Annotated in this window: 9 protein-coding genes and 3 pseudogenes; 5 read left to right on the top strand and 7 right to left on the bottom strand. The window is 70.5% G+C overall.

Going from position 1 to position 12964, the window contains the following annotated elements; genetic code table 11:
- Window positions 1-81 precede the first annotated feature (81 nt).
- The 3 genes from OG226_RS47625 to OG226_RS47615 are packed head-to-tail and all read left to right on the top strand — an operon-like array spanning window position 82 to window position 3660.
- Window positions 82-1125 (top strand): FkbO/Hyg5 family chorismatase, encoded by a 1044-nt coding sequence (locus OG226_RS47625; protein ID WP_329352724.1) that lies wholly within the window; start codon window positions 82-84, stop codon window positions 1123-1125.
- Entirely contained in the window at window positions 1122-2669 is a 1548-nt protein-coding gene (locus OG226_RS47620) for a class I adenylate-forming enzyme family protein (protein WP_329352723.1), read from the top strand. Before OG226_RS47625 ends, OG226_RS47620 begins: the two co-directional genes overlap by 4 nt.
- Window positions 2656-3660: a DMT family transporter gene (locus tag OG226_RS47615; RefSeq protein ID WP_328685749.1), complete on the top strand. Its 1005-nt coding sequence runs from the start codon at window positions 2656-2658 to the stop codon at window positions 3658-3660. The genes OG226_RS47620 and OG226_RS47615 overlap by 14 nt, the downstream gene beginning before the upstream one ends.
- A 77-nt stretch (window positions 3661-3737) precedes the next feature.
- On the opposite strand, the gene OG226_RS47610 is transcribed toward OG226_RS47615, so the two are convergent.
- From OG226_RS47610 to OG226_RS47590, 5 genes and pseudogenes are all read right to left on the bottom strand, one after another.
- A complete protein-coding gene (locus OG226_RS47610; protein WP_329353720.1) occupies window positions 3738-4964 on the bottom strand; it encodes a dipeptidase in 1227 nt (408 codons plus the stop codon).
- Window positions 4961-6131: pseudogene (locus OG226_RS51770) on the bottom strand (ATP-binding cassette domain-containing protein); the annotation flags it as partial. The gene OG226_RS47610 and the pseudogene OG226_RS51770, both read right to left, overlap by 4 nt.
- 635 nt (window positions 6132-6766) lie before the next feature.
- Window positions 6767-7465 carry an ABC transporter substrate-binding protein gene (locus tag OG226_RS47600; protein WP_329352722.1) on the bottom strand — a complete coding sequence of 233 codons (699 nt, stop codon included), beginning with the start codon at window positions 7463-7465 and terminating at the stop codon, window positions 6767-6769.
- A 96-nt stretch (window positions 7466-7561) separates the two neighbouring features.
- A complete protein-coding gene (locus OG226_RS47595) occupies window positions 7562-8320 on the bottom strand; it encodes an ABC transporter substrate-binding protein (RefSeq protein WP_329352721.1) in 759 nt (252 codons plus the stop codon).
- Window positions 8317-8556, bottom strand: a pseudogene (locus tag OG226_RS47590) (iron chelate uptake ABC transporter family permease subunit); the annotation flags it as partial. The pseudogene OG226_RS47590 and the gene OG226_RS47595, both read right to left, overlap by 4 nt.
- A 493-nt stretch (window positions 8557-9049) precedes the next feature.
- On the opposite strand from OG226_RS47590, the gene OG226_RS47585 reads away from it, so the two are divergent.
- A complete protein-coding gene (locus OG226_RS47585) occupies window positions 9050-10072 on the top strand; it encodes a DNA-directed RNA polymerase subunit alpha (protein WP_033280953.1) in 1023 nt (340 codons plus the stop codon).
- A gap of 135 nt (window positions 10073-10207) precedes the next feature.
- Here the strand turns inward: OG226_RS47585 and OG226_RS47580 are convergent, their stop codons facing one another.
- Window positions 10208-10741 carry a hypothetical protein gene (locus tag OG226_RS47580; RefSeq protein WP_329352720.1) on the bottom strand — a complete coding sequence of 178 codons (534 nt, stop codon included), beginning with the start codon at window positions 10739-10741 and terminating at the stop codon, window positions 10208-10210.
- A gap of 209 nt (window positions 10742-10950) precedes the next feature.
- Window positions 10951-11523, bottom strand: coding sequence for an RICIN domain-containing protein (locus OG226_RS47575; protein WP_329352719.1), 573 nt, complete (start codon window positions 11521-11523; stop codon window positions 10951-10953).
- An 849-nt stretch (window positions 11524-12372) separates the two neighbouring features.
- On the opposite strand from OG226_RS47575, the pseudogene OG226_RS47570 reads away from it, so the two are divergent.
- Window positions 12373-12861 (top strand): annotated as a pseudogene (locus OG226_RS47570) (carbohydrate binding domain-containing protein); the annotation flags it as partial.
- Between the last annotated feature and the right edge of the window lie 103 nt (window positions 12862-12964).

Genomic DNA, 12964 nt, shown 5'->3' with positions numbered 1-12964 from the left:
GTCCCGCAACACCCGTGCAGCGCCTGCCGGTCGACCGCCTCCGTCACACCCCCGACGGCCGCGGCAGAGACAAGGAGATCCATGAGTAACCGTCAGCCCGAGGCACGCTTACAGGGCCTCTGGTCCGACCTGGTTCCCGTCACGACCGTCGCGCCGGAGGGGTCTGTGGCCCCGCGCGGCAGCATCCTGGGGCGGATCCGTTTCACGGACGTCCCCGCCGAAGCCGCACTGGACGACGCCGCTCCGCTCCTGACCACCCACATGACCAACGAGCACGTGCGTCCCGTCGAGGAGATCTGGCGGACCGCTCTCCCGGTACGGACCGGCGTCGCCGGCGACGCCGTCTTCGCCGAGGACGGCGAGCACCTCTTCTACGCCGTTCGCCTCGGCCCTCAGCCGGTGTACCGCCGTCCGGTGCGCGAACTGTACGCGAACGCCCTGGAGTTCGCGTGGGAGCACGGCTACACCGACCTGGTCCGCATGTGGAACCTCATCGGCGGCATCACCAGCCCCAACGCGGAGGGCATGGAGATCTACCGCGACTTCTGCGTGGGCCGGGCGGAGGCGTTCGCCGCCTCCGCCGACCGCTTCCCCCAGCTGTCGGCGGCCACCGGCATCGGCACCCTCTCCCCGGGCGTCGACGTCTGCTTCCTCGCGGCGAAGCCCGGTCGGGCCGTCCACCTGGAGAACCCTCGGCAGACGCCCGCGTACAAGTACCCCTCCCAGTACGGGCCGAAGTCGCCGAGCTTCGCCCGGGCCACGTTCCTCAAGGACGTCGGCGCACCGGAGTCCGCGACGGGGACCCTGTTCGTCTCGGGCACGGCCAGCATCCTGGGCGACGACACGGTCCACCCCGACAGCGTTGCCCTGCAGACCGAGGAGACGCTGCGCAACATCGGGGCGCTCGTCGGCGGCGACAATCTCAGCGGCCACGGCCTGGACGGTGTCGGGTACGACGTCAAGGACCTCGACCAGGTCAAGGTCTACGTACGCGACGCCGAGCACCTTCCCGTCGTACGGAACATCGTCGAGTCGACGCTCCCCGCCGACACGGACGTCTCGTATTTCAACGTCGCGGTCTGCCGTCCCGACCTGCTGGTCGAGATCGAGGGAGTGTGCAGGTGACGGACATCCTCACGGGCATACCCGCCGCGCCGCCCGAGACCGTCCCGGCGGACGGCAACCTCTCCGTACGGCTGGAGGACCTCGCGCGCCGCAACGGCTGGCTCGGCCGGACCGCGTATCTCCAAGGCACGCACCGCTACTCCTACGGCGAGGTGTACGAGCAGGTGCGCCGAACCGCCGCCGCCCTGCGGCGACTTGGTGTCGGGCGCGGCGAACGGGTACTGCTGGCGCTGCCCGACAGCGTGGCCTTCGTGGTGACGTTCCTGGCCGTCCTGCGGATCGGCGCCGTGGCCGTACCGGTCAACACGTTCTTCCACGCCGACGAACTGCGCTCCAGCGAGGAGATCGCCGAGGCCTCGCTGGTCGTCGCCGACGCGTCGCTCCGCGAGGAGTTCCGCGGTCGCAGCGTGACCCCGAGAGAACTGACGGAGGCCTACGACCCGGCGGGCGCCGACGCTCCCGAACCGCTCGCGTCCGACGCCCCCGCCTTCGCCGTGTTCACGTCCGGCACCACGGGAGCGCCCCGCCTCTGCTTCCACGACCACGGCGACGCCCTGCACTTCGACCGGGCGATCGGCAGTGTCCTGACGCTCCGTCAGGGCGAGGTCTGCTACTCCGTGTCGCGCATGTACTTCGCCTACGGACTGGGCAACTCGGTCCTGCTCCCGCTCCAGCGCGGCGCCGTCGTCGTACTGTCCCCGCAGCGCGCGGACGAGACGAACGTCCCCCAACTCCTGGAACGCCACGGCGTGAGCGTCTTCTACGCACAGCCCACTTTCTACGCCAGGCTGCTGGCCCGCCCCCAAGTCGCCGACCTGCTGGGCCGGTTACGGCTGGCGCTGGTCGCCGGGGAGACGTTGCCCCGGCCGCTGGAGGACAGGCTGCGCCGCGTGCTGGGACCGCGGCTGCTGAACATCTGCGGCACCAGCGAGATCGGGCACGCCGTCCTGGCCAACGGCCCGGACGAGATCCACCCGTACAGCCTGGGCCGCGTTCTTCCGCCGTACCGGGTGCGCGTCGTCGACGACGCGGGCGAGCCCGTACCGGAGGGCGAGGTCGGGCGGTTGCAGATCTCCGGCCCCGGTATCGGCCCCGGTGTGCGGCGCGGCGGCCTGCCGCCGCACCGGCTCCGCCCGGACGAGTGGTTCGCCACCGGGGACTCCGCGCGCGTGGACGCCAAGGAACTGGTGTGGCTGCTCGGGCGGGTGGACGACATCGAGATCGTCGCCGGGGCCAACGTCCACCCCATCGAGGTCGAGGACCTGATCACCGGCATCGCCGGAGTACGCGAGGCCGCCGTCTGCTCGGTGCGCCGGGCCGACGGCACGACAAGCCTGCGCGCCTACGTCGTCCCCGCGCCCGGAGTCGACCGGCTCGCCGCGTTGGCGGCCACGATCCGCTCGACCACGGCCTCGAAGCTCACTTGGTACAAGGTCCCCGAGGACGTCGAGTTCATCGACGCGTTGCCCCGCAACAGCACGGGAAAGATTCTCCGCCGCGTCCTGCGCGGAGCGAACAGGGAGTTGCCCGATGGCACAGCATGAGACGTCCCCCACCCTCGCGAAGACTCCGGTCTCCGCGTTGGTCGCCGCAGTGCTCACCATGGTCCTGTGGGCCTCGGCGTTCGTGGCGATCCGGCACATCGGCGAGAGCGTGCGGCCCGGCCCCCTCGCGCTCGGCCGGCTCCTCATCGGTGCCGTCGCGCTCCTCGCCGTCGTGGCGTTCCGGCGCGAGGGCCTGCCGCCGCGCGCCGCGTGGCCGGGGATCGCCGGCATGGGCGTGTTCTGGTTCGGGCTGTACATGGTGGCGCTGAACTGGGGCGAGCGGCACACGGACGCGGGGACGGCGGCGCTGCTCATCGGCGCCGGTCCGCTGCTGGTGGCGCTGCTCGCCGGGTTCCTGCTGCACGAGGGCTTCCCGCGTCCCCTGCTGATCGGCCTCGCGGTGGCCTTCGTGGGCGCGGCGCTGGCGGGGGCGTCCAGCGGGGGCGGCGACTCGGCCGTCCTCGGTGTGCTGCTCTGCCTGGCAGCGGCGGCGGGTCACGCCGTCGGCGTCATCTTCCAGAAGCCGGCGCTGTCCCACGCGTCGCCGTTGCAGGTGACCGCGTACGCCAGCACGATCGGTGCCGTCGCCTGCCTGCCCTTCGCGGGTCAGCTCGTCACGGATCTGGGCGACGCGTCGGCCGGGGCCTGGGCGGGGGTGCTGTACCTGGGGCTGCTGCCGACGGCACTGGCCTTCTGGACCTGGTCGTACGCGCTGGCGCGCATGCCGGCGGGGCGCCTGGGAGCGGTGTCGTACATCGTGCCCGCCCTCACCGTGCTGCTGGCCTGGCCCACGCTGGGGGAGTTCCCGTCCGGCCTGGCGCTCACCGGGGGTGCGCTGTGTCTGGTCGGCGTGGGGCTGTCACGCCGTCAGCCGAGGACCGCACCGGAGACGGCCTCGTCACCGGCCCCTGAGGAGCCGGCGTTCGCCGAGCCCGCGGCCGTCGGCGAGACGGTCGACGTCTCCGGACCGGCGCGGGCGGCGCAGGACTGACCGACCCGCGTCCCAGGATCCGCCCGCGCCGAGTCCCCCTCCACGGCGCGGGCGGATCGCATGCCTCTGTCGGTATGTCAGCGCAACGGAGCCGTGGGCCACAGCGGTTCGGTCGCGCGGTGTTCGGCCTCACGCAGGACGCGCAGCACGTTGCGGCCGGTCAGCGCCTCCAGGTCGGACCGGGACCAGCCGCGGTCGGCGAGTTCGCGCAGCAGCACCGGGTAGCCGGAGACGTCGCCGAGGCCGGTGGGCTGGTGGTCGACGCCGTCGTAGTCGCCGCCGAGGCCGATGTGGTTCCGGCCCGCCACCTCGCGGGCGTGCTCGACGTGATCGGCGACCTGGGCCACCGTCACCTCCGGGCGCGGGTGTTTCTCGGTCCAGCGGAGCAGCCGGTCGTCGGCGGGCTCGGTGGAGGCCGTCGCGAACTCCTCGGCGACCCGGGCCGGGTCCTCGCCGGGACGTGGTGCGCGCGGCCAGGTCCACGGCAGCGCGGACAGCCCGAGACGTTCACGCTCGGCCTGCAACTCCTTTCCCCACTGGGCGACTTCGCCGGAGATGAAGTACGGGACGAAGGTGAGCTGGATGACACCGCCGTTGTCCCGCAACAGTTCCAGGACCGGGTCGGCGACGTTGCGCGGGTGGTCGTTGAGAGCGCGCACGGAGGAGTGGCTGAACAGCACCGGGGAGGTCGAGGCGGCGAGGGCCGCGCGCTGGGTGGAGTCGGCGACGTGGGAGAGGTCCACGAGCACGCCGGTGCGGTTGAGTTCGGCGACGATCGCGCGGCCCGTGTCGTTCAGGCCGCCGACGCCGGGCTCGTCGGTGGCGGAGTCCGCCCAGGTGGTGTTGTCGTTGTGGGTGAGGGTCACGTACCGGACGCCGAGCCGGGCGTACGACCGCAGGACGCCCGGGGACTCGGCGAGGCTGTGGCCGCCCTCGATGCCGAGCAGCGAGGCGATCCGACCGTCGGCGAGCGCGTGCTCTACGTCGGCCGCGGTGTAGGCGATCCGCAGGGTGTCCGGGTAGCGGGCGACGAGCCGGTACACGGCGTCGATCTGCTCCAGTGTGGCCACCACGGCCTCGGGCTCGGGGAGTTGGGACGAGACGTACACCGACCAGAACTGCGCGCCGACCCCTCCGGCGCGCAGCCGGGGCAGGTCGGTGTGGAGGTCGGGGCGGCCGTCGTCCAGCCCCTCGACGCTGTAGCCGGAGCGGGCGCGCAGCGCCAGGGGCAGGTCGTTGTGGCCGTCGATGACGGGCGTGCTGTTCAGTACCTCTGCGACAAGATCGTTCACGGTGTCGGTCATGCGCTTGCGACTCCTTCGCCAAGGCTGTGCCGGCGGCTCTGTCGTACCGGGTCGGCGACGGGCAGGGAAGCGACCAGCCGCCGGGTGTAGTCGTCCTGTGGACTGCCCAGCACCCGCGCGGTGGAACCGGACGCGGCGCTCCGGCCCCGGTGCAGCACGACGACACGGTCGGCGACCTGTTCCACGACCGATGTCATGGCTGATGAACAGCGCCGCGAAGCCCAACTCCCGCTGGAGCTCGGCGAAGAGGTCGAGCACCTGCGCCTGGACGGACACGTCGAGGGCCGAGGTGGGTTCGTCCGCGACAAGCAGCGGGGGCCGGAGGGCGAGCGCCCGGGCCAGGGCGGCACGCTGTCGCTGGCCGCCGCTGAGTTCGTGGGGGTAGCGGTCGCCGTAACCGCTGGGCAGATGGACGGAGTTCAGGAGCGCCTCGGCCTCGGCCCGGATGGCCGCGGCCCCGAGTTCGCGCCGGTGGACGGTCAGCGGTTCGGCGATGCTGTCGCCGATGGTGAGCAACGGATTGAAGCTGGCCGCCGGATCCTGGAAGACGTATCCGATGTGACCGGCCCGGCCGCGGGTGCTGAGCCGGGTCGCCGACGGCTCGTCGAACACGGTGAGTTCACCGCCGGTCGCGGCCGTCAGACCGGCGACCGCCCGGCCGATGGTGGTCTTGCCGCTGCCGTTCTCCCCCACCAGGCCGAGCACCTCGCCCGGCCGGATCTCGAAGCTCACGTCGTCGACCGCCCGGAAGCCCTTCCTGCCCAGCCGCCCCGGGTAGTCGACGACCAGACCGGCGGCCCGTACGACCGGCCGCTCGTCGTCCTGCGCGGACGCCGGGGTACGGCTCTGCTCGCCGAAGACCGGTACGGCGGCGAGGAGTTCGCGGGTGTACGGGTGGGCGGGCGTCGCGAACAGTGCGCGGACCGGGGCCTGTTCGACGATCTCGCCCTCGCTCATCACGGCCACCCGGTCCGCAAGGTCGGCGACGACGCCCATGTTGTGGGTGATGAGGAGCACGGCGGTGCCGAAGTCGGCGCGGCAGCGGTGCAGGAGTTCCAGGATCTCCGCCTGGACGGTGACGTCCAGGGCCGTGGTGGGCTCGTCGGCCACGATGAGCCGGGTGCCCAGGGCGAGCGCCATCGCGATGACGGCGCGCTGTTTCGGCCCTGGCCGTGGAGTGGCTCGACAAGGTCGGTATCCCCGACCCCGCCACCCGCGTGCACCACTACCCCCACCAGCTGTCCGCCGGCCAGATCATCGCCCAACTACCCCCCGCCCTTGCGGAGTTGTGGGTCACCACAGGAGCCGTGCCATGGTCGTCGCGATCAGTGCCGCCCGATCGGCGACTTCACCGGGCGGCACCTCCACCAGGTCGTAGGGGCGGATGAAGAAGACCTGCCGCTCGTAGATCTGTTCGCGGGTGATCCGGCCGATCTCTGCGGAGAGCGCCTCCGGGACGGGGCGTCCCAGATAGGCGGCGAGGGCGTGCGTGCAGATCGGGGACCTGTCGTAGATCTGTGTGGACCCGGCTCGCGTCGCGGATCGCGTCTGCCGTCGGCACTGCAGGGCGACGACCTGCTCGACGAAGTCCGCCCGGGGCCAGGATTCGGCGTCTCCTTCGGCCTGCTTGCGCGTGATGAACGCGGGGGCGGCCTATCGCCTACTGGAACGGGCCACCCCCGGTGTTCGGTCCGTCCTCGGCTACGTGTGCAGGGCCTTTTCCAGGCCGTCGAGCACGCCGATGGCGTCCGAGTAGGAGCCTGGCAGGAAGTCCGAAGTACCCACCAGGTGGTGGGACTTGGTCACCGGGAGGTCCTTGAATGCCTGGAGGGCGAACAGCTTCTGGATGTTGTTGGCGGGGGAACCGTCGTTGTTCGTGTAGTAGACGCCGCAGTCGGCGTCCTTGAGCAGGTCCGCCCGCTCGTAGGACACGGACTCGGTGTCGCCCTCGGCGACGGAGGCGGTCGCCGACGCGAACCGTACGCCGATTCGCTCAGGATCGCTCCGACCGGTGAATCGGCCCCGTAGAGGCAGTAGTTGCCGTTGTCGAAGCCGCCCTGGATGACGTCCCAGCGGGCGTCGGCCAGTTCCGTGCCGTAGATCTTGCGTACCGCCGCGATCCTGTCGTCGTACCGCGCTGTCGCGTCCGGGTATGCGGACCAGGTGGCGGTGTCCTTCAAGGGCGCGAAGGTGGTCGGCGCGATGGCGGACAGCTTCTCGTAGGCCTTGGACAGGTAGGGGACGTCGACGCCGACGATCAGGTCGGGCCTGAGCTCGGCGATCTCCTCGTAGTCGATGTCCGCGCCGGTCGTCACCTTGGGCGTGGCCTTCCAGCGCTTGCCGTGAGCGGTGGCGACCGTCCGGGACGTTGCCGTACCGCCGGACGAGGTGGAGGCAGAAGAGGAGCCGCAGCCGGCCAGGGTCAGCGCCATCGCGGTGGCGGCCACAACGGTCAGCAGACGGCGCGGACCGGACGCCCTGGCCGGAGATGAGGTGAGCATGGGGTAGTCCAAAGTCGTTCGGGAGAAGGGGTGTTGAGGGATGCGGAGAAGTGTGGAGGGGTGTTTGTGGGCTTGACGCGGGTGAGTTGAGGAACGTCAGGAGGCGGACTGCGGGCCGACGCCCGGCCGCGCGCTGTGCACATGGGTGGCGAGCCCGTCGAGCAGCACCGTGCAGTTCGACCAGCTGTACGCGTACCAGGAGGCCAGGTCGGGCTTCCAGAGCTGCCCGGCGCGGACGGCGGGGGCACGCTTCCACAGGGGGTTGTCCGGCAGCGGGTCGGAGACGGCCCACACCAGCAGGTCCGCCGGGATGGACGGGACGTTCTCCCAACTGACCGCCTGGCTGTAGGTGTTGTCTGCGCCGCCGGGCACGGGGACCAGGTTCATGCCGAGCGCGCTCACCGTCTTGAGGACGGCCCAGGTCTTGGGGTTCATCACGCCGACGGTGTCCTTGTCGATGCCGAACACGAAGCCCACGCGCAGGTCGGGGCCGGCGTCGATGGCGGTCTTCAGTTTGGTGTGTGCCCGCAAGTAACCGGTCTTGGCCGCTTTGTCGGTTAGATCGACGCCCAGGGAGTGGGTAAGCCGGTCGGCGGTGGCCGCGATGGTCTCGATCGGGCGGTACATGCTGAGCCCGACGACAGGCGCGATCTTGCTGATCTCCGGCAGCTGCGAGGCGACTTGGAGGGTGCCGTCCGGCTGTACGGCGTCGATCAGCAGGTCGGGGCGGGCCTGCGCGAGCGCTTCGAGCCGTACGCCCTTGTCCGCGGAGTAGATCTTGGTGACTCCGGACCAGACCGTGCGGCGGCCGGTGCGCGGGGTGGGTGCGGAGGTGGGCACGGTCGGGGCGATCACAGTTCGGCGATTCTTCGGCGGCGGACGAGGGCGATGAAGACGGGTGCTCCGGCGAAGGCCGTGACAATGCCCACCTGGATCTCGCCGGGGCGGGCGATCACCCGGCCGACGACGTCGGAGGCGAGAAGCAGGGGCGAGCCGACGACCATGAAGGACGGCAGCAGCCAGCGGTGGTCGGGGCCGGCGACCGAGCGGGCCAGGTGGGGAACTACCAGGCCGTCGCCCACCGTCTGTCCCAGGCGGCCACCGCCGATAGCGTGGTGGTGATGGACGACGGCAGGGTCATCGAGCGGGGGCGCCCCGACGAGCTGCGGCCGGCGGGCGGGGTCTACGCCCGGCTCCGGGCTGCCTGGTCACGCGGCACCGAGTGACCGGGCACCGTCGCCCGACCCACTCGGCTCCGCACGATCCACGCACGCTCCGCACCGCCCCGCGCTGATCGATCCGATCTTGGAGCCGCATATACTCCATGACCACGACATCAGCCGACCCTGACCTCACATCCATACCTGCCCGTCCCGCGCACCCGAGTGCTGGGGGCATGGGCAAGGCGGAAACGGTTGTGGGTGGGGGTGGCGGGCGGCTGCGATCAGCCCAAAGTCCCCTCGCCAGGTCGGGGAGACGGGCGGTTCGGCCACGGCGGAGCCCGTATCGCCCGTGCCGCCCCGTAGGCTTCGTGGTGTCTACGGCGTCACATAGCGGGCGCCAAACCACTGGAGGCAACACCGCATGCTGATCGCTCAGCGCCCCTCGTTGACCGAAGAGGTCGTCGACGAGTTCCGCTCCCGGTTCGTGATCGAGCCGCTGGAGCCGGGCTTCGGCTACACCCTTGGCAACTCCCTGCGCCGTACGCTCCTTTCCTCGATCCCGGGTGCGGCGGTCACGTCCATCCGTATCGACGGAGTGCTGCACGAGTTCACCACCGTGCCGGGCGTCAAGGAGGACGTCACCGACCTGATCCTCAACATCAAGCAGCTCGTCGTCAGCAGTGAGCAGGACGAGCCGGTCGTGATGTACCTGCGCAAGCAGGGTCCGGGTCTGGTCACCGCCGCCGACATCGCGCCCCCGGCCGGTGTCGAGGTGCACAACCCCGACCTCGTCCTCGCCACGCTCAACGGCAAGGGCAAGCTGGAGATGGAGCTGACCGTCGAGCGCGGTCGCGGCTACGTCTCCGCCGTCCAGAACAAGCAGGTCGGTCAGGAGATCGGGCGTATCCCGGTCGACTCGATCTACTCGCCCGTGCTGAAGGTCACGTACAAGGTCGAGGCGACCCGTGTCGAGCAGCGCACCGACTTCGACAAGCTCATCGTCGACGTCGAGACCAAGCAGGCCATGCGTCCCCGCGACGCCATGGCGTCCGCCGGCAAGACCCTGGTCGAGCTGTTCGGTCTCGCCCGCGAGCTGAACATCGACGCCGAGGGCATCGACATGGGCCCGTCCCCGACGGACGCCGCCCTCGCCGCCGATCTCGCCCTGCCGATCGAGGAGCTTGAGCTCACAGTCCGCTCCTACAACTGCCTCAAGCGCGAGGGCGTCCACTCGGTGGGTGAACTCCTGGCGCGTTCCGAGGCCGACCTGATGGACATCCGCAACTTCGGTGCGAAGTCCATCGACGAGGTCAAGGAGAAGCTGGCCGGCATGGGCCTCGGCCTCAAGGACAGCCCGCCCGGACTGAATCTGTCCGCCGCTGCCGACACCTATGGTGCCGACGACGACGTGGACGCCGGTTTCGTGGAGACCGAGCAGTACTGATGCCGCGCTGCGCCGGCCTTGGTGACACTCCGGGGGCGGGAACAGGAGACTTTCACACTGTTCCCGGCCCGGAGGGAAACCTCGGCCGGCTCCGCGTCGGCGCACGGACCCCGGCGAGACTGTCGAACGTCCCGCTCAGGGCTCGGGAGTCCATTCCCCGGGCGGTGGTCTACGGCTGTAACGGGCTCCCCTGGTGCCGAAGTGGGCGAGGTGGAGCGTCTCACCGTCGACCTGGAGTTCCGCCGGCGGAGGGTTGGGAACGGACATCCTCGGGTGGGCGTAGGGGTGGCCCTCGATGAAGAGCGGCTCCCGGTGGCTGTTGCAGCCGTCCGCCCAGCTCCGGGCCCGCTCGCGCGTCCACGGCTTCTGCAGGGTCCGCGGGGCGGCCGGGTCGTGCCGGTAGCCGTTGAGGCCCCGGACGAGAGCCTCGCTGTAGACACCCTTGGCCCGGAAGTTCTCCAGGTCCTCCGCCCGCACGACCATGTTGACGTACCGGCGACCGTTCCCGCGGTGCCTGCCCACCGCAGGCCAGCGACCCCAGCCGGGGTCCCACCGGACGGGCGCGATCCACAGCAGGGCACCCGTGCGGAAGTACTTCGTGCCGTGCTGGATGTCGAGGCCGCCCTCGCCGTGCTCGCGGTCTCCCGCGCCACGTTGGCCACGAGGCACCAGCGCAACAGGCCGTCCGGTGCCTCTTCTTCGCTGGTTCCCCTGTCTGCCACGCCGAGAATTCTCAGTCACGGAACGCGGCACGGGCAAAGCCTTTGTGGGATTCTCGGAATGCGGGGCAGGCGCGATATCCATCCGACCGCCCACCCCGCCCTTTCGACAAGGCGGGAATCGCCGGCACGGTAAACGGCAGGCCTCTCAGGAACGATCTAACTCACGGTCCACACCTGGGCCGCTGCCGGGTGTGCGTCGTCGCAGCTCCATTGCATGAGCTGGCTGCCGGTACTGCTGACCGTGTCGAGGCACAGGTTGGTGCCCGCGTGCCGGAATTTCGCGCCGACCTTCTGGTCAACGATCGCGGCGGTTTCGACCCACTGCTCCGACGCCAGCCCGTCGCAGAGGTATTCGTCGACGGCCTCTCCGGGAACGCTGGTGCCGTTGTTGACCTCGGCGCAGTACCCACTCGCCTGATTCACCAGGTAGTAGGTGTCCGTCGCACCGGTCGACACGAACGCCCAGTTCTGGGTGCTGGAACCGTTGCAGTTGGCCAGCTGAAGTCTGACGTTGAGTACCCCGCCGGGCGCGTCCACGCATTGGCTGTAGGCCATGTTCTTGATCGTGTGATAGCTGCTCGCGGAAGCCGCTGCCGTGACGCGGGCGGTGATACCCGCCGCAGAGTCCGCGGTCGGCGTGGCGGCGCTGGCCCCCGTCGCCAACGTGACCATGCCCGCGCAACTCACCAACGTCGCCGCCAGGACAGTGATCCTGTTTCGGATCTTCATCGTCGTGACTCCTCTGACTTGTCGACCGGAAACCCGATATCCGATATCCCCTATCCGATATCGCCTTGTTCGTGGACAGCGTGTTCCGCCGACAGCCCGCCGTCGCCCCCTGTTCCGCTCAGCGGACCCGGCGCCGCTCACTAACGGTGCGGCGCCATGTCGGGCGATCCTCGGTGTGAATCCCCGGGGCGTCTGCGCAGACCCCGGATACGGGGAATGGAATCGAGCAGCGAGGGATGAACTGGTTGCCGAAGTGCCGGTTTCCGACGGTCGTCCTCAGGCGCTTCGGCGATCAAGTGCGCGAGTCGCAGCCAACCGCAGCCGACCTGAAGGAAAGCGGCCGACTCCCCACGTACGCGCTGTGCGGTCCTGCCGGACCAACGCGCCCTGGAGCTTGCGGTGCACCGGCTGAACCTCCGACGCGCGAGTTGCGTATCAATTCCGCAAGGGACAGCCCCGGTCCCCGCCACGGGACGGAAGGAACGCACCGTGCCCACACCACCCGCCTCCGGCCCACCGGACGACCGCACCGCGCTGGAACCCGTCCGCGTGCTGCGCCCGCGCCGCACCGACGCGCTGGCCCAACTCCTCGACGACATACGCCAGGACAAGCACTACCGCACCCACACAACCGAGGCCACACCCGTCCCGCACACCCCGACCGGCGGCGACACAGAGGAACTCCCGTCCGTCCCCGGCGGCAGGACGGAGGAACTCCCCGCGCCCTACGGCGACGTCGGGCCCCCGAGCCCCGTGGACCGCCCGCGCCTGGGGCCCGGACAGCGCCGGGCGGCCGTGGTGGTCGCGGTCGCCGCGGCGGCCGTCGCCGGCTTCGGCTGCTCCCTCCTGATCCCCAGCCCCACCGAAGCCACCCCGGCCGCACCCCCGGCAAGCCCTTCGGCTGCCCCGGCGTCGATCGCCCCGAGCGCGGTCGGGGCCGCGGACGTCCTGACCAACCCCGGCTTCGAGTCGGGCAGGATCTCGCCGTGGACCTGCGCCGGCAACCCGGGATCGATCGTCACCTCTCCCGTGCACTCGGGCTCCAAAGCCCTCCGGGGGACGGTGAGTTCGAGCGAGACCGCGCAGTGCGACCAGACCGTCGCGGTACGACCGAACACCGCCTACTCACTCAGCGGCTGGGTCCGCGGCGCCTACGTCTACCTGGGCGTGAACGGGGCCACCTCCACCTGGACCAATTCCCTCTCCGCCTACCGCCGACTGACCGTCTCCTTCACCACTGGCGCGTCCCAGACCACCGCGACCATCTACGTCCACGGCTGGTACGCACAGGGCACGTACTACGCCGACGACATCTCCCTGAACGGGCCGGGTGGCGGCGCTCGTCGCTAAGCGAACCCTCTCCGATACACGGAGGGGCCACCCCCGGCGTCGAGATCACAGCACGGTCCACGAATCGTTCCGGGCGAGGGCTGCGGCCAGG

The sequence above is a fragment of the Streptomyces sp. NBC_01261 genome (assembly GCF_036226385.1).
In the GTDB taxonomy this organism is placed as follows: domain Bacteria; phylum Actinomycetota; class Actinomycetes; order Streptomycetales; family Streptomycetaceae; genus Streptomyces.
This window is presented reverse-complemented; position numbering and strand designations above follow the sequence as displayed.

What these genes read in the sequence shown, in the direction of transcription:
- OG226_RS47625 (WP_329352724.1), top strand. Translation starts at nt 82, where the DNA reads ATGAGTAACCGTCAGCCCGAGGCACGCTTACAGGGCCTCTGGTCCGAC.
- OG226_RS47615 (WP_328685749.1), top strand. Translation starts at nt 2,656, where the DNA reads ATGGCACAGCATGAGACGTCCCCCACCCTCGCGAAGACTCCGGTCTCC.
- OG226_RS47575 (WP_329352719.1), bottom strand. Translation starts at nt 11,523, where the DNA reads ATGAAGATCCGAAACAGGATCACTGTCCTGGCGGCGACGTTGGTGAGT.
- OG226_RS47600 (WP_329352722.1), bottom strand. Translation starts at nt 7,465, where the DNA reads ATGCTCACCTCATCTCCGGCCAGGGCGTCCGGTCCGCGCCGTCTGCTG.
- OG226_RS47610 (WP_329353720.1), bottom strand. Translation starts at nt 4,964, where the DNA reads ATGACCGACACCGTGAACGATCTTGTCGCAGAGGTACTGAACAGCACG.
- OG226_RS47585 (WP_033280953.1), top strand. Translation starts at nt 9,050, where the DNA reads ATGCTGATCGCTCAGCGCCCCTCGTTGACCGAAGAGGTCGTCGACGAG.